The sequence below is a fragment of the Corynebacterium phoceense genome, assembly GCF_900092335.1.
Lineage (GTDB): Bacteria > Actinomycetota > Actinomycetes > Mycobacteriales > Mycobacteriaceae > Corynebacterium > Corynebacterium phoceense.
On record NZ_LT596207.1, the window covers coordinates 568,242 to 587,086 of the forward strand.

At 65.0% G+C, this 18,845-nt stretch carries 20 protein-coding genes and 1 pseudogene; 6 read left to right on the plus strand and 15 right to left on the minus strand.

Translation table 11 applies throughout. From position 1 onward, the window contains the following. Positions 1-148: 148 nt before the first annotated feature. The 3 genes from BN9444_RS13395 to BN9444_RS15515 all read right to left on the minus strand — a co-directional run bounded on the left by BN9444_RS13395 (position 149) and on the right by BN9444_RS15515 (position 4,049). Positions 149-421 carry a hypothetical protein gene (locus BN9444_RS13395; protein ID WP_197418392.1) on the minus strand — a complete coding sequence of 91 codons (273 nt, stop codon included), beginning with the start codon at positions 419-421 and terminating at the stop codon, positions 149-151. Positions 422-454: 33 nt separating this feature from the next. Continuing rightward, a complete protein-coding gene (topA, locus tag BN9444_RS02665; RefSeq protein WP_066509928.1) occupies positions 455-3,415 on the minus strand; it encodes a type I DNA topoisomerase in 2,961 nt (986 codons plus the stop codon). A gap of 124 nt (positions 3,416-3,539) precedes the next feature. Further along, positions 3,540-4,049, minus strand: coding sequence for a trypsin-like serine protease (locus BN9444_RS15515; protein WP_084759242.1), 510 nt, complete (start codon positions 4,047-4,049; stop codon positions 3,540-3,542). Here BN9444_RS15515 and BN9444_RS02670 point away from each other — a divergent pair. Beyond that, positions 4,012-4,641, plus strand: coding sequence for a DedA family protein (locus BN9444_RS02670; protein ID WP_066489423.1), 630 nt, complete (start codon positions 4,012-4,014; stop codon positions 4,639-4,641). The two genes, BN9444_RS15515 and BN9444_RS02670, sit on opposite strands and share 38 nt — an antisense overlap. Before the next feature lie 50 nt (positions 4,642-4,691). On the opposite strand, the gene cspE is transcribed toward BN9444_RS02670, so the two are convergent. Beyond that, positions 4,692-4,895, minus strand: a complete 204-nt coding sequence (gene cspE, locus BN9444_RS02675) for a transcription antiterminator/RNA stability regulator CspE (RefSeq protein ID WP_066489419.1) — start codon at positions 4,893-4,895, stop codon at positions 4,692-4,694. 202 nt (positions 4,896-5,097) lie between these two features. Here cspE and BN9444_RS02680 point away from each other — a divergent pair, with 202 nt between their 5' ends. Then, entirely contained in the window at positions 5,098-7,503 is a 2,406-nt protein-coding gene (locus BN9444_RS02680) for a DEAD/DEAH box helicase (protein WP_068801385.1), read from the plus strand. A 15-nt stretch (positions 7,504-7,518) separates the two neighbouring features. Here BN9444_RS02680 and BN9444_RS02685 read toward each other — a convergent pair whose 3' ends face one another. From BN9444_RS02685 to ssd, 7 genes and pseudogenes are all read right to left on the minus strand, one after another. After that, on the minus strand, positions 7,519-7,848 hold the full coding sequence (locus tag BN9444_RS02685) for an Rv3654c family TadE-like protein (protein WP_066489413.1): 330 nt from the start codon (positions 7,846-7,848) through the stop codon (positions 7,519-7,521). Next, positions 7,845-8,177, minus strand: coding sequence for a hypothetical protein (locus BN9444_RS02690; RefSeq protein ID WP_066489411.1), 333 nt, complete (start codon positions 8,175-8,177; stop codon positions 7,845-7,847). Before BN9444_RS02690 ends, BN9444_RS02685 begins: the two co-directional genes overlap by 4 nt. After that, a complete protein-coding gene (locus BN9444_RS02695; RefSeq protein WP_066489406.1) occupies positions 8,177-8,392 on the minus strand; it encodes a DUF4244 domain-containing protein in 216 nt (71 codons plus the stop codon). Before BN9444_RS02695 ends, BN9444_RS02690 begins: the two co-directional genes overlap by 1 nt. A 45-nt stretch (positions 8,393-8,437) precedes the next feature. Continuing rightward, a pseudogene (locus BN9444_RS14980) lies at positions 8,438-8,542 on the minus strand (type II secretion system F family protein); the annotation flags it as partial. 211 nt (positions 8,543-8,753) lie between these two features. Next, positions 8,754-9,530 (minus strand): type II secretion system F family protein, encoded by a 777-nt coding sequence (locus BN9444_RS02700; protein ID WP_066489398.1) that lies wholly within the window; start codon positions 9,528-9,530, stop codon positions 8,754-8,756. Next, positions 9,527-10,690, minus strand: coding sequence for a TadA family conjugal transfer-associated ATPase (locus BN9444_RS02705; RefSeq protein WP_066490359.1), 1,164 nt, complete (start codon positions 10,688-10,690; stop codon positions 9,527-9,529). The genes BN9444_RS02700 and BN9444_RS02705 overlap by 4 nt, the downstream gene beginning before the upstream one ends. Before the next feature lie 59 nt (positions 10,691-10,749). Continuing rightward, complete coding sequence (ssd, locus tag BN9444_RS02710) at positions 10,750-11,826, minus strand: septum site-determining protein Ssd (RefSeq protein ID WP_066489396.1); 1,077 nt, start codon at positions 11,824-11,826, stop codon at positions 10,750-10,752. Between the two features lie 245 nt (positions 11,827-12,071). Between ssd and BN9444_RS02715 the strand changes: the two genes are divergently transcribed. The 3 genes from BN9444_RS02715 to BN9444_RS02725 all read left to right on the plus strand — a co-directional run bounded on the left by BN9444_RS02715 (position 12,072) and on the right by BN9444_RS02725 (position 14,521). Then, complete coding sequence (locus BN9444_RS02715) at positions 12,072-12,908, plus strand: HAD family hydrolase (RefSeq protein ID WP_066489393.1); 837 nt, start codon at positions 12,072-12,074, stop codon at positions 12,906-12,908. A 133-nt stretch (positions 12,909-13,041) separates the two neighbouring features. Continuing rightward, positions 13,042-13,542: a phage holin family protein gene (locus BN9444_RS02720; RefSeq protein WP_066509930.1), complete on the plus strand. Its 501-nt coding sequence runs from the start codon at positions 13,042-13,044 to the stop codon at positions 13,540-13,542. Between the two features lie 79 nt (positions 13,543-13,621). After that, a complete protein-coding gene (locus BN9444_RS02725) occupies positions 13,622-14,521 on the plus strand; it encodes an alpha/beta fold hydrolase (protein ID WP_066509933.1) in 900 nt (299 codons plus the stop codon). A gap of 39 nt (positions 14,522-14,560) precedes the next feature. Here BN9444_RS02725 and BN9444_RS02730 read toward each other — a convergent pair whose 3' ends face one another. Genes BN9444_RS02730 through nth form a run of 4 tightly spaced genes read right to left on the minus strand, consistent with a single transcriptional unit; the run spans position 14,561 to position 17,689 of the window. Beyond that, the gene (locus BN9444_RS02730; RefSeq protein WP_066489382.1) at positions 14,561-15,754 is read right to left on the minus strand and encodes a MarP family serine protease; all 1,194 of its coding nucleotides are present in this window, start codon (positions 15,752-15,754) and stop codon (positions 14,561-14,563) included. A gap of 36 nt (positions 15,755-15,790) precedes the next feature. Then, complete coding sequence (locus BN9444_RS02735; RefSeq protein WP_066489377.1) at positions 15,791-16,456, minus strand: NUDIX hydrolase; 666 nt, start codon at positions 16,454-16,456, stop codon at positions 15,791-15,793. Then, entirely contained in the window at positions 16,453-17,040 is a 588-nt protein-coding gene (locus tag BN9444_RS02740; RefSeq protein ID WP_066489371.1) for a TlpA family protein disulfide reductase, read from the minus strand. Before BN9444_RS02740 ends, BN9444_RS02735 begins: the two co-directional genes overlap by 4 nt. After that, positions 17,033-17,689: an endonuclease III gene (gene nth / locus BN9444_RS02745; protein ID WP_066509936.1), complete on the minus strand. Its 657-nt coding sequence runs from the start codon at positions 17,687-17,689 to the stop codon at positions 17,033-17,035. The genes BN9444_RS02740 and nth overlap by 8 nt, the downstream gene beginning before the upstream one ends. Positions 17,690-18,062: 373 nt before the next feature. Between nth and glxR the strand changes: the two genes are divergently transcribed. Continuing rightward, a complete protein-coding gene (gene glxR / locus BN9444_RS02750; protein ID WP_066489355.1) occupies positions 18,063-18,746 on the plus strand; it encodes a CRP-like cAMP-activated global transcriptional regulator GlxR in 684 nt (227 codons plus the stop codon). Positions 18,747-18,845 lie beyond the last annotated feature (99 nt).

An 18,845-nucleotide genomic window follows, 5' to 3' on the forward strand; every position in this document is an offset into this window, starting at 1 on the left:
GAAGTATCTAGAGGAATTTAGTTTTTTAGATAGTGCTAGATACTTCTAGATACTTTGAAATTCCGCAGGTCAAAGCGCCAGGATGAGAGCTCGCGAAGGACACGCGCGGGCACGCCGCCCACGACGGTATTCGCAGGGACGTCCTTGGTTACGACGGCGCGGGCGGCGATGACGGCGTTCTCGCCCACATGGATGTTCTTGCCAAAGTCGGCGGGAAGATGGTGAGCGAATCCGGAGCCGGGCGGCCGGTGAACTCGCCAAAGAGGGCGCGAACCTCCTCGGGCGCGTGAGAGCGGGAGTTGAGTTCCGCGCACACGCGCAGCGACTCTTGCGCCGCGACGTGCTGGAACTGCGCCTCGGGGCTACCAGCCGCGACGGGGCGGCCAGCGTCATCGTGGGCGAGAAAATCCTGTAATTCCATGACCTCCCAGACCACCCCGGCTAAGGTGACGGCTTACTTGGCAGCCTTGGTCGTCTTCTTCGTCGACTTTTTGGTTGCCTTCGAGGTCTTCTTGGTCGACTTCTTCGCAGCCTTGGAGGTCTTCTTGGCACCCTTCTTCGCCGCCTTCTTGCCAGCCTTCTTCGTGCCGCCGGCAGCTTCCTTAGCACGACGCTCGGAAAGTAGCTCGTTGGCGCGGGCATCCGTGAGCTTTTCCGGATCGTCGCCGCGGCGCAGCGAGGCGTTCGTCGTGCCATCGGTGACGTACGGGCCAAAGCGGCCGTCCTTGACGGTCATCGGCTTGCCGGACACATCGTTGTTACCCAGCTGCTTGAGTGGCGGCTGCGCGGCTTGGCGGCCACGACGCTTGGGCTCGGCGTAGATGCGGCGGGCCTCGTCGAGGGTGATGGTAAACAGCTGCTCCTCGTTCGCGAGCGAGCGGGAGTCGTTGCCCTTCTTCAGGTACGGACCGTAGCGGCCGTTCTGCGCGGTGATGACCTCGCCGTCGTCGTCCGTGCCCACCTCGCGCGGCAGGCTGAGCAGCTTGAGGGCTTCCTCGAGGGTGACGCTGGCGGGCTCCATGGAGCTAAAGAGCGAGGCCGTGCCCGGCTTGAGTTTGTCGTCGATGTACTCGGCGACGCGCTTTTCTTTCTGCTTGGCGGCGGTCTTCGTCTCCCAGTTCTTGGCGCGCTTGCCCTCGGCGGCACGCTGAGCGTCCTCCTCAGCGCGCTCTTTGGCGACGATCTCCTCGGCTTCCTTCTCCGCGATGGCACGCTCGTCCTCGCGGACAACCTCGGTGACGTACGGGCCGAAGCGACCTTCCTTCGCCACGATCATGCGACCGTTGGCAGGGTTGGTGCCCAGCTCGCGGCCGCCCTGCGGCGTCGCGAAGAGCTTCTCAGCGAATTCCTCGGTGAGCTCGTCCGGGGTGACGGTCTCCGAGAGGTTCGCGCGCTGGTACTCGATGGTGCCGTCCGGGTTCGTGCCCACGGCGCGCTCGATATAGGGACCGTAGCGGCCGACGCGAACGAAGACGTCGCGACCCTCAGAGTCCGTGTAGAGCTTGAGCGAGTTCACCTGGCGGGCGTCAATGGCCTCAAGGTTAACGTCGATAAGCGACTTGAGGCCGCCGTGGCGCGCGATGGACGCGGCCTTTTCCTTGCTCGCCTCGGCGTTACCGAAGTAGAAACCGTTAAGCCACTCGGTGCGATCCTCGTTACCTGCGGCGATGGCGTCGAGCTCGTCCTCCATGGAGGACGTGAAGTCGTAGTCGACGAGCTCGCCAAAGTTGTTTTCCATCAGGCCGATGACGGCGAAGGCGACCCAGGACGGCACGAGCGCGTTGCCGCGCGAGAGCACGTAGCCGCGGTCCTGGATGGTCTTGATGATCGACGCATACGTCGACGGGCGGCCGATGCCCAATTCTTCCATCTTCTTCACCAGGCTGGCCTCGGTGTAGCGCGCCGGCGGATTGGTGGAGTGGCCGTCCGCGGTGACTTCCTTGGCACGGAGCTGGTCGCCCTCGTTCAAGTGCGGGAGGCGAGCCTCAGGCTCCTTGCCGCCCTTGCCCTTGCCATCCTTGGGCTTGGAGGGGGCATCGGCAAGCGCTTCGTACGCCTTGAGGAAGCCCGGGAAGGTGATGGTGCGGCCGGTGGCGGAGAACTCGACCTCTTCGCCAGTGGTCGATAGACCACTGATGGTGACCTTCATGGACGTGCCCTTGGCATCGGCCATCTGGCAGGCGACGGTGCGCTTCCAGATGAGGTCGTACAGCTTGAACTCCTCGGCGTCGAGCTGGCCCGCGAGCTGGCCCGGGGTCGCGAAATTCTCGCCGGCGGGGCGGATGGCCTCGTGGGCCTCCTGGGAGTTCTTCACCTTGCGGTCGTAGACACGCGGGGAATCCGCGACGTACTCAGCGCCGTAGATGCTCGAGGCCGCCGAACGTGCGGCGTTGAGGCCCTGCTGGGACAGCGCCGTGGAGTCGGTACGCATATAGGTAATGTGACCGTTCTCGTAGAGGCGCTGTGCGATGCGCATGGTGCGCTCCGAGGTGAAGTGCAGGCGGCGGCCGGCCTCCTGCTGGAGCGTCGAGGTCATAAACGGCGCATACGGCTTGCGGGTGTACGGCTTGTGCTCGACGTTGGCGACGTTCATGGTGCCGCCTTCAAGGCCCGCGGCGAGTTTTTCCGCCAGGGCCTTGTCCACGACGGTGACGTCGTCCGTCTTGAGCTGGCCACGATCGTCGAAGTCGCGGCCGAGCGCGACGCGGCGCCCTTCGACGGAGGTGAGGCGTGCCTCGAACTCCGTGGTGTCGCCGGACAGCGCGGCGAGCTTGGCGCCCAGGTCCCAATAGTCGGCGGAGATGAACGCCATGCGCTCGCGCTCACGCTCGACGATGACGCGGGTCGCAACGGACTGGACGCGGCCGGCGGACAGGCGCGGCATGACCTTCTTCCACAGCACCGGAGAGACCTCGTAGCCGTAGAGACGGTCAAGAATACGGCGGGTTTCCTGCGCGTCGATGAGGTTGACGTCTAGGTCACGGGTATTTTCCGCGGCTTCGAGGATGGCGGACTTGGTGATCTCGTTGAAGACCATGCGGCGCACCGGCACCTTGGGCTTGAGCACCTCGAGCAGGTGCCACGCGATGGCCTCGCCCTCGCGGTCCGGGTCTGTTGCGAGGTAGAGCTGGTCGCACTGCTTGAGCTTGGACTTAAGGTCCGCGACCTTCTTCTTCTTGTCCGGGGAGATGACGTAGAGCGGCGTGAAGTTGTCCTCGGGGTTGACGCCAAGGCGGGCCCAGGACTCTTTCTTATAGGCAGCCGGAACATCGGCGGCACCGCGGGGAAGATCGCGGATGTGTCCGACGGAGGCCTCGACGATGTAGTGGTCGCCGAGATAAGGCTGAATCTTCTTCGCCTTCGTCGCCGACTCCACAATCACCAAGGTCTTTCCCTGGCCAGCTCCTGTTGCCACTTGTTGTTCATCCCTTTCGCTCGGACGCGCCGCCTTCTCCGTATGAAAAATCTTTAACAGTTTCCACCGAGAAAGGTCAATGGTTCCTTAGCGTACACATTTTCATAGCCGTGCAAACAATAGATCAAACAATACTGTATCTATTGGGTGCGCCACACTGTCCAACTGGACGCTCCCGCTCCCCTCCTAGGGGGAGAGTCCGAGCAACGAGAACCCGCCGCTGGGCACCGCGGACGCCGGTGGCTTCGGTGCCGCAGCATTTCCAGCCGTGCGCACCGGTGGCGGTGTTCTGGAAGCAGTGGCGTGCGGTGAGCACCCACCGATCGTTGAGGAGAGAACCGGTGCACGCCGCGCGCCCCGGGTAGCGCGTGGCACCCAGGAGGACCTGGGAGGTGGCCGAGTACATGGCCGGCGCGTTATGTCTCACCCCGCCCCGGGCGTCAAGCCCCGACGCGGCACCCAGCACGGCTGCCGACACGGCGCTTACCTGTACGGCGCTTACCTGCGCGAGAACGCCCGCGCGTGTGGCGCGTGTATTCTGCTGGGATAGGTCACGCGGCACTCGGCCGGCGTAGAAGCAGACGTAAAGGAGCGACATGGTCGACGCAGTCATGGGGTGGATTGAAACCCTCATGCTCACCGAGTGGATCTATCCCATCGTCGGCTCCATGATCTTCCTCGACTGTTTCATTCCCGTCATGCCCTCCGAGGTCCCGCTCAACATGGTGGGCGCGTGGGCCGGCTCGCAGGGCGTGCCGCACATCCCGACCATGTTCTTCGTCGCGGTGGGCTGCGCCATGCTGGGCGATAACCTCTGTTACGCCTTGGGCGGGCGGCTCATGCCACTCATCAACCGCGCGCAGAAGGGCTCCAAGCCTTATGAGGCGCTCCAGTGGGCTAAGCGCAATATGCGCCGCGGTGCCGGTGCCGCCATCATCATCGCGCGTTTTATCCCCTCGGCCCGCCTGTTTATGACGATCTTCCTCGGCGCCATGCGCTACTCGTGGCCGATGTTCTTCTTCTTCGACACCATCGGCGTCATGCTCTGGGCCGCCCAGGCGCTGGCCGTGGGCTACCTCGGCGGCGTCCTCTTCGGAGGCAATCCCGCCATCGCCATGATCATCTCCATCATCGCCGCCTTCGCCTTGGGCTGGGCGCTACAGAAGGCCCAGAATTCCATCGCCAACTGGTGGGACACGCGCCGTGGCTTCGCGGAGACGCCCTAAACGACAACAACCGCCCTCCCCGAAGGGAAGGCGGTTGTTGTCAAAGAGTCTTAGAGCGCGGTGACGTTCTGAGCCTGCGGGCCCTTCTGGCCCTCGCCCACCTCGAACTCAACCTTCTGGTTCTCTTCGAGGGAGCGGAAGCCCTTGCCCTGGATCTCGGAGTAGTGGACGAAGACGTCAGCAGAGCCGTCGTCCGGCGCGATGAAGCCAAAGCCCTTCTCTGCGTTGAACCACTTTACAGTTCCCTGTGCCATAATATTTTCCTTCTTTCGGAATGGGTGAAACCGGTCGACGCCGAACTCCCGAATTCCGGGTGCTCGCCTTTGTGAAGCCTTTTACCTGCGAGCACTTATTACAACACTGCACTTAAAGGGGCGTCAGCCTTATGCCCTAGTGTGCCAGGTTATGGGCTACAGCGATAGGCTAAGGGAAGATTAATGGACAAAAGGGGGTGGCATGACGGCTTCTAACCCGCTCGGTGACGAGCTCATGGCCCTGCTCACAGCACGTTTTCCCGAATCCGAGGCTACCCACGTCGAAACTCTGCCGCCGCGAGAATCACAGCATGCGGCCTGGCCCAGCTGGGTCCTTCCGGCGCTCCGAGCAAAGCTTGTCGATGCCTCCATTTCCGCACCGTATGCTCACCAAGCTCAGCTTGCCGATGCCGCCTGGGCCGGCCGCGATGCCGTCATCGCCACTGGCACATCCTCGGGCAAGTCCCTGGGCTACCAGCTCCCCATCTTGACGCGCTTAGCGGAGGATTCCACGACCTGCGCGCTCTACCTCACGCCCACCAAGGCGCTGGGCTCAGACCAGCTCCATGCCGTGATGAACCTCGTCCAGGGCATCCCGGAGCTGCGCGGCGTGGCACCCGCGCCCTATGACGGGGATACCCCGCAGGAGGCCCGCGCTGGCATTCGCGACCACTCGCGGTTTATCTTTACGAACCCGGACATGCTCCACATGTCCCTGCTCGCCGCGCACCAACGCTGGGCGCGCGTGCTGCGCCATCTCGAGTTCATCGTCATCGACGAATGCCACTCCTACCGCGGGGTCTTCGGCGCGAATGTCGCGCTCGTGCTCCGCCGTCTGCTGCGACTGTGCGAGCACTACGGTGCGCACCCCGTCGTGTTGCTCGCTTCGGCGACGATGAAGGACCCGGCGCGCCACGCCGCGCGCCTTACGGGGCGTCCCGCCGCGGACTTCGTGGAGGTCACCGAGGACGGTGCGCCCACGGGCGCACGCACCGTCGCGCTCTGGGAGCCGGGGTTCGTTGAGGGCGCCGAGGGCCAGAACGGCGCACCCGTGCGCCGCGCCGCGACGACGGAGGCGGCCGGAATCATGGCCACACTCATCGCGGAAGGCGCGCGCACGCTCACCTTCGTGCGCTCGCGACGCAACGCGGAGATGGTCTCGTTGCGCACGCAGGAGGAACTCTCCGGACGCCTGGGCCGGCCGGACTTCGCACAGCGCATCGCCGCCTACCGCGCGGGCTACCTGGCCGAAGACCGCCGCGCGTTGGAAAAGTCCCTCGACGATGGCTCGCTGCTGGGCGTGGCGACGACGTCGGCGCTCGAGTTGGGCATCGACGTGGGCGGCCTCGATGCCGTCGTCACCGCGGGCTTCCCGGGCACGGTGGCGAGTTTTTGGCAGCAGGCCGGCCGCGCCGGACGCCGCGGCCAGGGCTCCCTCGTGGTCCTCGTCGCGCGCGATGAGCCGATGGATACCTACCTCGTCCACCACCCAGAGGCGCTGCTCGGACGCCCCGTGGAGGCGAGCGTCTTCAATCCTGAGAATCCGTATATCCTCTACGGCCACGTCTACTGCGCGGCCATCGAAAAGCCTCTCCAACCCGCGGATATCGAGGCGTGGGGCGCAGAGGGCGTTGTCCGCGCGCTCGAAGCCGACGGGCTCATTCGCCGCCGCGAGCGCGGCTGGTTCGCCGTACCCTTGCCGGCCGGATCCTCGCCGGTGACCCCGGAGAACGCCCACGCGCAGGTCTCGCTGCGCGGCGGCTCAGGCGAGGAAGTCATGATCGTCGACCACACCACGGGCCGGTTGCTCGGCACCATCGACGCCGCCCGCGCCGCTGGCCAGGTCCATCCCGGCGCGGTCTACTTGCACCTGGGAGAGTCCTACGTGGTCGACGAACTCGACTTCGGCAATTACGTGGCGCTCGTGCATCCGGAGATCCCGAATTACACGACGCAGCCGCGCTCGACGACGGATCTCCGGATTCTCTCGCAGGCCGATGGTCTCGTGAATTACTCACCTGGCCTGTGGGTCGCCAACCTCGAGGTCGAGGTCACCGATGCCGTGACCGGCTATCAGGTGCGTTTCCCCGATGGAACGGTGGGCGACGACATCCCGCTCGACATGCCGGAGCAGACCCTGCGCACGCGCGCAGTGGCCTACACCATCGATCCGCTGGTGCTCGCGGAGCTGGGTATCAACGCCGCCGCCATCCCCGGCACGCTGCACGCGGCAGAGCACGCCGCCATTGGTCTGCTGCCGCTCATCGCGACGTGCGACCGCTGGGACATCGGCGGCGTGTCCACGGCACTGCACATGGACACGCAGCTGCCCACGGTCTTCGTCTACGACGGCCACCCCGGCGGCGCGGGCTTCGCGGATGAGGGCTTCCGCCGCTTCCCCGAGTGGATCGAGGCCACCTACGAGGCCGTGCGCTCCTGCCCGTGCGAGTCCGGCTGTCCCTCGTGCGTCCAGTCGCCCAAGTGCGGCAACGGCAACAACCCGCTCGATAAGGCGGGCGCCATCGAGCTGCTTGGTGCCTTGGTCGCCATGACAGCCAACGGGCCTGTCGAGCCCGAGCCGGTCGATGAGGCACCGCCTGAGGACTAGCCGCGAGGCCGGGTTTTAGAGCGGCCCGGCACGAGCACGCGCCTCGGAGCCGCGCACGGTCGCGGTGAGCACGACGTCCGCGCCCTCCACTGCGCACACGGCAATCCTCGCGCCGTTGCGCTCGGCGATATCCGCGGCGACCGCGCAGCCATCCTCGCCGCGATAGACGGCAAAGGCCCCGGCCACCGCAGCGACATCGGCGGCGACCTGGGCCTCATGACGTGCAACGACGACGGAGGCGAGGCCCGCCACGGTGAGCAGCAGACCCGTGAGCGCCGCGATGACGCCCGCCGTGACGACGCTCGCTGAGCCGCGATCGTCCGCCAGGATGTCGCGCCACTTCACGGCGCCTCCTGTGGGAAGACCGCGGTGGCGCTCACCTCGCCCAGCGGCGCCGGGATGGTGGCCGTGACTGTCATGAATCCACCCGCTTCCGAGGTCGCGATGGTGCCCCGCGTTGGCTCGAATTCCAGCCCGATGGCCACCGAACGCGCGGCTGCGCCAGCGGTGTCCACGGCGGCGAGATACGAGCCCAGCGTGGCGATGGCACCGACGAGGGCGATGAGCACGATGACCAGGCTCGACATGCCGAGAGCGGCCTCGACGCTCACCGAGCCACGGTCACTCGTGAGCAGCGCTGCGAGGCGGATCTTCACACGGTCACGGCGTGCCATTAGCCGGGGGTGTTGCTCAGGGCATCGGTGAGGATGGATTCGAACGCCTCGCTCACCCCGCCATTATTAATGACGAGGTAGAGCACCCCGGCGAGTGCTGCCGCGGCGACTGACCCCATGGCATATTCGATGGTCGACATTCCCTGGTCGTTGCCAAGCAGAGCGCGCACGCGGCGGTGTACTGCCTGACGGATTCGGACGTGATGGTTCAACATGATGGATTCCTTATTCGATGAGTTGGTGTGTGATGGGTTGGTTGTTTAGAGCATCTGCGCGCTGAGACTCACCACGATGGGCACGAGCCCCAGCACGATAAAAGCGGGTAAGAAACACAGCGCGAGCGGGAGGGAGATGAGCACTCCGGCGCNGCCGCGGCCCCGGCTGGGCCCAACCCGGCGCGCAGGCACGCCGCGAAGAGTTCGATGTCGAAGGCCGCCCCGATATGGTCAGGTGTCGGTTGCGAAGCGAAGCGCCGTATCCACGCCGGGCCATCTCGTGGTCGCTTGGGGTTAGACCGCGCGGCATCCTCGACGGTGAGCGCCAAAGCCGCGGCAGCGAGGAGGATAAAGCTCAGCGTCATGACGCCGCCTTCCGCAGGAGTGTGCGCGACCAGATAAAGCCGCCACATACGAGGGCCACGCCGACGACGAGGAGGATGCCGCCGAGCCCACCGCCGAGAAGGAACCCCAAGGGATTGGCACCCATGACAACGCCCATGCCGATGCCCGCGAGCGGCAGACACGTGAGCACCACCGCGGTGGACTGCGGTCCCTGGAGTTGCGCCGTCGTCGCAGCAGCATGGCGGCGCCGAGCATCGAGGCGTTGTTGGGCGCGCTCTGCTAGCTCCGCGAGCGGGATGCCGTGGCGCTCCCCCAGCTCGACGAGATCCGCAAACTCGGTCACTGGACCGTCCTTGTCTTCCCCGGCGCGCAGCGACTGGGAGACGGTGCCGCCCCGCACAGCGACATAGCCTGCGGTGCGCAACACGCGGCGAAGAGCACCGGCGGTCTCGGGCAACCGATCTGCTGCGTGGACGAGCGCGAAAGGAAAGCTGCTCCCTGCGCGCAGCTCTGCCGTGACAGTGCCCAGGTAGCCCGCCATGGTCTCTTCCGTCCGCCGCTGCGCGCGGGTCCGCACGATATCGCGGACGACCCAGGCGGTAGTCGCACCGGCCATGAGCAGAGCAGCGACGATGCTCAGCCGGCCGAGTGCCACAGCCAGTCCCACCATGCCTACTGTCGCCGGAATGAGGACGAGCCGCAGGCTGCGTGTAGGGTGCGCGCCGGGACGCTCAGCCGTTCCCGGCGCGCCCACTGCGACGGCCGCGGCAGCACACAACAACGCGATAGTCATGGCGCCTCCTTGTGCGCGCCGTCCACGAGGCGAAGGAAATCCTCGAAGCCCGGCTGCGGTCCCTCGGAAGAACTCCACACCACCTGGGCGGTGACAGGATTGCCGGTGAGCAGCCCAATCTGCGCGATCTCCCGTACCCCGTCCGCGCGACGATGCATAGCCAGCACCACGTGGACGGCGGCGGCGAGCTGGGAGTGCAAGCCCACGCGGTCGAGACCACCCAGCGCAGCGAGAGCTTCCATGCGCGCCGGGACCTCGTGGAGCGAGTTGGCATGCAAGGTGCCGGCGCCGCCATCGTGCCCCGTGTTGAGGGCCGCGAGCAGGTCAACAACCTCGGCGCCGCGAATCTCACCGACCACGATACGGTCGGGTCGCATGCGCAGCGCCTGCCTGAGCAGCAGCGACATGGAAATTTCACCGCGCCCTTCCGCGTTGGCGCGCCGGGCTACAAGGCTCACCACATGCGGATGCTGCGGCGCAAGTTCCGTCGTGTCCTCAATGATGAGCACGCGTTCGGTCGCCGGAGCTTGTGCGAGCAGCGCGGAAAGCAGCGTGGTCTTACCCGAGCCTGTGCCGCCGATGACGAGAAAAGACACACGGGCGGCGACGAGCTCGCGGAGGTGCACCGCAATGTCGCTGGGCACAGCGCCGCGCTCGACGAGCGAGTCGAGGCTCACCTGAGCCTGGCGTAGAACGCGCAGGCTCAGATGCGGGCCGCCCACCGCTGGTGGCGACAGCAACGCGTGGATGCGCACCATCGTGCCGTCGGGGCGAGGAAGCCGGCCATCGGCGCACGGCTGTGCATCATCGAGGCGCGCACCCGCCGCGATGGCCAACCGCGTAGCGAGGCGCCGGAGCTCTTCTTCGTCGGAAAAGCGCACGGAGCTGAGCTCTAACCCGGAACCGCGGTCGATAAAGACGCGCTCAGGCCCATTGACCACAACGTCAGTGACCGCTGGCTGCGCGAGCAGCGGCTCGAGGACACCGAGCCCTGCAGTGTCGTGCCGGAGCGTTCGGAGAATATCGAGCAGATCGACGTCCGAGATAACTCCTGCCTCGGCGCGCACGCGGCGGGCGAGCGCGGCAGCATCGTGCGCAAGGTCTGGTTCAGCCGCGAGGATGTGCTGGAGGCGCTCCGACAACTCGGAAGGGGTCGTTATCTGGCCGTGGCCGCTCGCGGTCTCCGCTCCGACCGACCCCGCGCGCTGGGTCCATGTACTCATGCCACGCCCCGCTCATCCCAGGGATCCTCGACCCAGCCGAGGTCCTCAATGACGCGTTCACATGCCTGCCGCAGTGGCCGTGGCAGCTCTAAAGGCAAGCCGCCAAGCTCCATGTCGCGGGCGAGGCGACGCAGGTGCGGCAGCTCCGCCACAATGTCGGCATGGATGATCTTCTCCACGTCCGAGGTAGCCAGCGAAGACCAACCGCGGTGCCGGAGGACGACACTCACGGGGATGCCGTGGGCTGCGCATCGCGCCGTAATCTGCGCCGCCGCGGCCGCAGCTCGGACCTCAGCCGGCACAACAATGACGATGTGGTCGACATGGTCGTACCACCCTGCCCCAAAGAAGGCGGCGGGTCCCGCCCCGCCGTCGAGGACGACGCGATGACTCTGCAGCGACTCCAGAACTGCCGTGAGGGTTTCGTCGCTCAGCTCAAAGGGATCGTTCACGCCACTGCGCGTTCCCGAGACAAGGCGAATCCCGTCGGCGGTGACGGGCAGAGCCGCAAGCAGATCCGCGGCGTCGAGTTGCCCTGGGCCTAGGTGCAGTTCCGGCCACCGCACGCCCGGCGTTTCTTCAGCGCCGAGGACCAGGTCGAGGCCTCCTGCGCGAGGGTCGCCATCGATAAGCACGGTTGCTTCGAGGGTGCGTGCCAAGCCAGCTGCAAACGTCGACGTTCCTGCGCCGCCCGTCGCGCCAACGACGGCGACGCATCTCCCGCTCACCGACGCCGGTGCAAGCAATTCCCCCGCAGTGCTCAGTGCCGCGAGAAGGTCGCGCGACTCGGCGGGGAGGAGAAAGGCCTGCGCAGCATGCGCCCGCAAGGCGGCTTCGAAGTCGATCGGGCCTGGGTCAGCCGCGACGAAGAAGATGTCGCGGGCGCGACCGCACGCCGCAACGTGGCTGGCCGTTGTGCGGTCGGTAATGACGGCACGCGCTCGTGGTACGTGGCGGGCGATATCGCGCGGGTCGTCACACGTGATGACGTCGAGACCCGTCGCTGCCGCCGCGTGGGTGGCCTCCGGTCCGACGACGGGGTCAGTTACAGCAATGAGGATGAAATCGTTCATGCCTTTCACTCAACGCAGGGCGCCGAGTTTCGACAAGGGTGTGCAGGTCAGCCTGTGGATAACCCCCTGTTTTCTTGCCAAATAAATTGTGCAATTGTCAGCACTGTGGATACGGAACCGTAACTTTTCGCTGGGGCATACCGATAGGAAGGGTGTACGCACGCATACCCACTGGTACAACACGCATCACAATTTTCACATTTACAACAGACAACCTTGGCCTTTAGGGGCTACAATCGGAATCCATGACTGCCCAGAACCACCCGGAAACCCCGGCAACGCGCACGCCAGCACGGCGTCTCGTCGCGGCGTTTTTCGATCTGGACAAGACCATCATCGCAACCTCGTCGGCGTACGCCTTCGGCAAAGAGTTCATGCACAACGGACTCATCACGCCAGCTAACGCGCTGCAGATTTCTCTCGCCAAGGCGACGTACATGATGATGGGCCAAACGAGCGAGCAAATGGATTCCTCGCGCGACCAGCTCACCGCCATGGTGCGCGGCTGGAAGGTCGACGAGGTCGAGCACATCGTGCACGAGACGCTCCACACCGTGGTCACCCCGGCCATTTATGCCGAGGCGCGCGAGCTCATCGACTTTCATAAGGCAGCAGGCCACACCGTCGTCATCATCTCTGCCTCCGCGGAGACCCTCGTGCGCCCCATCGCCGAGGAGCTCGGCGTTGACGTCATCGCAGCCACGGAGCTCGAGGTCATCGACGGCGAGTTCACGGGCGAAATCCTGCACTACCGCAAGGGCCCAGCCAAGGCCGAGGCCGTCCTCGAGATTGCAGAAGAACTGGGCATCGCGCTCGAGGACAGCTTCGCCTACTCGGACTCCGCAACAGATATCCCCATGCTCGAGCTCGTGGGGCACCCCGTGGCCGTCAACCCCGACCGCCCACTGAAGAAGCACGCGCTGGAGAATTCCTGGGATATCCGGGCGTTTAAGGACCCAGTTCCGCTGTTTACGTTGCCCAACGCCCGCGAGGTGGGCATCGGCGCCGGCGTCGTTGCCGGCGTGGCCGCAGTCGTGGCGGCGGGATTCTGGCTCTTTTCGGCGCCCAAGAACACGGCTTGACTCCGCGTGCTCGCGCACGCGGTGAACGGCGGCATGCAGGGTCGCGCGATCATTTTCACAGTGAATTCGCTAGGATGGTGGTCGCGTAACTTTTAGAAATAAGCTCATAAGAACACAAGGCAGGTTTTTCACCGTGAGTAACGACGGACTCTTCACTGACGGTTCCAATCAGTTCGCCCCGCGCGCGAACGCTATTCCGCTCAGCGATGTCGACACCGCGAAGACTGGTGAGGCCTCCATTGGCCAGCTGGTCTCCAACGCGACGGAGCAGATTTCCTCGCTCGTGCGCTCGGAGATGGAGCTTGCCAAGACTGAGCTCGCTGCATCCGCGAAGAAGGGCGGCATCGGCGCTGGCTTCTTCGGCGTTGCAGGCATCGTCGCAGGTTTTAGCTCTTTCTTCTTTTTCTTCTTCCTCGCGGAGCTCCTCGCCAAGTGGCTGGACCGCTGGGCAGCGTTCCTCATCGTCTTCCTTATCATGCTGGTCATCGCCGGTGTTGCCGCGCTGATCGGCCTTAAGAACGTGAAGAAGGTCAAGGCCCCGGAAAAGACCATCGCCTCGGCCAAGCAGCTGCCGGAGGTCATCCCGGGTTCCCGTGGCTCCAAGGAGCTGAACTCTAAGGGTCTGTACACCTAAATAATCTGCACTCCCTCCCCCGTCTATCGCCCTACACTGTCTCGGCGATGGGCGGGGTTTCGCACTTTAAAGGACTCACATGAACTCACCCTCCGTCGTCGAGCTGGACGGCCCGTGGCGCCACGAGATGCTCCATACCCGCGGCATTCGTTTGCATGCGGCCACACTGGGACGCGCGAACGATCCGCTCATTGTCTGCATTCACGGCTCGATTGGCGGTTGGTTCGATTACAAGGATGTGTTGGAGCCCCTCGCGGCCGCTGGCCATCACGTCGCCGCAGTGGATCTGCGCGGCTATGGCATGTCGGATAAGCCGCCGGTTGATGCGGGCCAGGACATGCGCACGCTCATCGGGGATATCACGGGGCTCATCCAGGCCCTGGGCCACGACTCGGCAACGCTCATCGGCAACGACACCGGCGCAGCCTTGGCGTGGTGCGTCGCGTGCGAGCGCCCTGAGCGTGTGGATGCCGTGGTGTCGGTATCCGGCGCGCACCCGGTGGACCTGCGCCGCGCCATCGCCGCACGCCCCTGGGATTTTGGTTGGCTCCTCCTGCGCACGGTTGTCTTCCGCCTGCCGCTGCCCATCGTGCGCGTCCTCGTGAAGAACCCGCGCATTGGGCTTGATACGAAGCTCAATACCCTCACCCAGGGGCCTGCAGAAGAAGCAAACCAGCATCTGCGCGAGCAAGCCATGGCCATCGATCATTCGCTGCGCGGCACGGTATGGAACCACAGGCTCCTCACCGCGCCCATTCCGCGCGCTGGGCTTGACGCCAAGGCGCAGGCACCGGTGCTCTTCGTCCACGCAAGCCAGAGACTGTGGTGGCCTGTCATTCGGCGCGCACGACGCCGCGCGGAATCACTCGTGACGGCGTATATCCCTAAGACAAAGAACTTGCCGCATATCGAGAATCCCGAGAAGTTCGCCCGCACCGTCACGTTGTGGCTGGGGCGCTATCGCCGAAACCACAACTAAAAGGCAGCCACTAAGAAACAGCGATGTAGCCGCCGCGGTTTACTTGGACACACACGTCCCGGTATCGACGGTATCGACAAGCTGCGTGACGTCCCCGATATGGGACTGGACTTCCTCAGCGGTGAGCGCGTAGCCGGTGTCCGAGTCGTCAACGGAGGCGCCGAAGACGACGCCTAAGACCTCACCCGTCGAGTTGATCATCGGGCCACCGGAATTGCCCTGGCGAATGGTGCCGCGCACGGTGTACGCGTGGCGCTCCACACGGCCCTCTGCATAGATGTCAGGCCCCACGATGGTGAGCTCCTCCCGCACGCGGGCAGGCGAGGCAGTGAAGGGGCCGGAGAGCGGGAAGCCCATAACCACGGCATCATCGCCCGTCTGCGCCTGCTCCGGCGCCCAGCTCAACGGCGCAATGCCCAGGCCGGTCGAGTGCAGTACCGCGATATCCACGTCCGGGTTGTAGTAGACGACCTCAGCGTTCTTCATACCCAGCGTGGTATCGAGCGCCACCACATTGGTGCCCGCCACGACGTGGGCGTTGGTCACCACGTAATCCTCGGCCACCACGAAGCCCGAGCCCATGAGGCGGCGGCTACACGTCTCCGCGTCACCGAGCACATGGATGACGGAGGGGCGCAGGCGCTCTACGAGCTCCCTGTCCTCGACCTCAATGCGCGGGGCTTCGACCTCAACGGTGGACTGATCCGTCCACGGTGAAACGAGCGGCGGCAAGCCCGAGTCGTTGAGCAAGGCCGCGATGCCGGACGGCAGGTTGGACAGCTGCGAGGGCGCGACGCGTGACATAGCGCCGAGGATCTCAGACTCCGAGATTCCCTTGGAAACCTTACTGCCCAGCCCAGAGGCCAACGGGATGGACACAAGCCACGTGATGAGCAGCATGGCCACGACCTGGAAGACCGCGCCCACGATGGAGTCGACGCGCTGCTGGGAGCGCGCCCGCATGCGGTCGCGCAGCGTCGTGCCCAGCATGCCGCCGATGATTTGGCCCACACCCACGAGCAGGATGACCACGCCAAGCCCCAGCAGGAAGCGCAGCGCCGTCTGCTCCGTAAGTTCCATGACGGCGGGTGCAGCCACCATGCCCAGCACGAGGCCAGACACGATGCCGATAAAACTCAAAATCGAGCTCCACGCGCCTTGCCGCCAGCCGCTCCACCACGCCGCCAGCGCGCCAAGAACGATGACGGCATCAACGGTAAGGGCGGCGGTCACAAACAATCCTTCGGGTCAGATGGTTTCGTGGAAGAATTACATCTTCTCACGATTACGCGAGGATCGAAGTACCGACCGGAGGTCGTGGCGATTCTCGCGGTCCCAATCTTCCTCCCACCCGGCATGCGCAAACAAACTCGACAGCAGCCCGCCGGTAAACCCCCAGATGAGGTAGCCATTCGCCCAGAACGCTGGGCCTGTCCAATCGCCCCAGCCAATCGTGAGTCGGTTCTCCGGATCCAACAGCTCGCGCAGTGAAGCCGTGAAAACGTCATCCGTCTCCGCCGGGCTTGCCGGCCACAAGTGCATGGGCGCATGCCAGTGCGCGAGCACCGGGCTCACCGGGTGGCCCGAGACCCGAATGGTCACGGGATCCAGCTCTTCGACGACCGTCGTCGTATCGGCCTCCAGACCGGTCTCCTCCCACGCCTCGCGCAGCGCGGCATCGACAGGCGTCTCGCCCTCCTCCAAGCGCCCGCCGGGAAACGCAATCTGCCCCGAATGCGATCGCATGCTCGGCGAGCGGTGCGTAAGCACTACTTCGCCGTCGTCGAGGCTCGTGCCTGAAAACAGCATGAGCACCGCCGCAGGCTTGAGCACCTTCGGCGCGTCCTTCACAAACAGGCGGTTGCCCAGTACCTCGTCAATCTGCGGCGTACTCAGCCCCATGGCAGGGCGCAGCCACGCGGCGTCGTTGCTCATAGGTACTCCTCGATGCTCGTTTCAATTTCCTCGGCGCTCGTCATGGCCTTAATGATTCGGCCCTGCACCTCGCCATCTTTGAGCACCACTGTAATGGGAATCACGCCAGGCAGCCCGAGCGCGCCCGCAAACTTATTGTCCGAGTCCTGGAAACTGGGCATCTCCGCCCCGATATCCTCGAGGAACGCCGCGCCATTGCCTGCGTTGGTGTCCGCATGCACGCCCACGATCTTCCACTCCGGGTGTGCCGCGGCGACCTCCATGAGGTGCGGCATCTCAGTCCGGCAGGGCTCGCACCACCAGGCCCACACGTTGACGATGGTGATTCCCTCGTCCGCTGCGGGTCCCGTCGCCTCGCCACCCAAGCACGGCAGGTCCACGCCCGCCACAGTGCCGCTCAGGCAATCCGGGCGTCCCGTCACGCTTGCCGATGCCCTCTCGTCCTCCGGCGCCGCAGTACTCACGGTCGGCTGGCCTGCGGCCTGGTCCGCAGGCCCCGAGGACAGCGCGCCACGCGCCGCGAAGACGACGCCCACGCCGAGCACGAGCATCGCCGCAATCGAGCCAATGACGGTCTTATTCATCAGCATCCGTCCTCGGGTTCGTACTGGAGGGGCAGATATCGGCAAGGACGCACTCGCCACAGCGTGGGGAGCGAGCGGTGCACACGCGACGGCCGTGGAGGATCACACGGTGGGAAAACAGGGTGCGCTCGGCCTCGGGGATCTGTGCGTTGAGGTCGCGTTCAATGGCCAGCGGCGTCGACGCGTCGCTGAGCCCCAGCCGATGTGACAGGCGTGTGACGTGCGTATCGACGGTGATGCCGGGCAGGTCGAAGGCGTTGCCGCGCACGACGAGCGCCGTCTTCCGACCCACGCCAGGCAGCTGGGTGAGGTCCTCGACCGCGCATGGGACCTCGCCGCCGAACTGCGCGACGAGGGTCTCCCCCATCCCGATGAGGTGCCCCGCCTTAGAACGCTGGAAGCCGAGCGGCCGGATGATCTCCTCCACGTCGCCGCGGCGCGCCTGTGCGTAGTCCGCCGCGGTGGGATAGCGCCGGAAGAGCTCCGGGGTGACCTGGTTGACGCGCTCGTCCGTCGTCTGTGCCGAAAGCAACGTGGCGACAGTGAGCTGCAAAGGGTTCTCAAAGTCGAGCTCGCAGCGCGCGTCTGGGTATTCCTCCGCGAGCCGCGCATTAACCTCCTGCGCATCCGCCGCCGTGTTTCTAGCCATAATCACCCATCCTAGCGACCTCACGGCGCAACTCGGTGGAGACCGGGTAGGCTTGATAGCATGATTTCTCTCGTTGTGATCGTGCCTATCGCCCTCGCTCTCTTCGCCATGGGAATGGAAAGACTCGAGGAGAAAGCGCTGTAGAATACTCGCGACAGCGAGTTGTACACACTCTTCACGAAAGATTTAGTGATTAACGGTCGCGATATTTACATTCGTGACCAATTCCACGGTAGACTGAGACGCGTTACATAGTGACGCGTCGTACCCTGCGGCGTGACATGATTTTTGGATCGAGCTTTCGGCCCCACACGGCCCTAGCCGGCTCGCGGGTAAACGACGGCTCGGTCCACGATAAGCCAAGGAGCGATAAGTGGAAGGCGTACAGGAAATTCTTTCGCGCGCCGGCATCTTCCAAGGTGTGGATCCGGTTGCAGTGCAGAACCTGATTGAGCAGATGGAAACGGTCCGCTTCCCGCGCGGCACCACCATCTTCGAGGAGGGCGAGCCGGGCGATCGCCTGTATATCATCACCTCGGGCAAGATTAAGCTCGCCCGCCACGCGCCGGACGGCCGCGAGAACTTGCTCACGGTCATGGGCCCGTCTGATATGTTCGGCGAGCTTTCCATCTTCGATCCGGGCCCGCGTACCTCCTCGGCCGTCTGTGTCACGGAGGTCCAGGCCGCGACCATGAACTCGGAGATGCTCAAGCACTGGGTCGCCGATCACCCGGCTATCGCCCAGCAGCTGCTCCGCGTGCTCGCCCGCCGCCTGCGCCGCACGAACGCCAACCTCGCGGACCTCATCTTCACTGACGTCCCAGGCCGCGTCGCCAAGACGCTCCTCCAGCTCGCCAACCGCTTCGGTGTTCAGGAAGGCGGCGCACTGCGCGTCAACCATGACCTCACGCAGGAAGAGATCGCCCAGCTCGTCGGCGCGTCCCGTGAGACCGTCAACAAGGCGCTCGCCACCTTCGCCCACCGCGGCTGGATTCGCCTCGAGGGCAAGTCGGTGCTCATCGTCGACACCGAGCACCTCGCCAAGCGCGCTCGCTAAACCCGCGCGTTTCTTCCCCGGCCGCGTGCCGGGGTTTCGCATTTTTCAGCCGACCGCCGCCTACAACGTGAATGAGTCGCCCGAAAAGCCCAGGTTTTT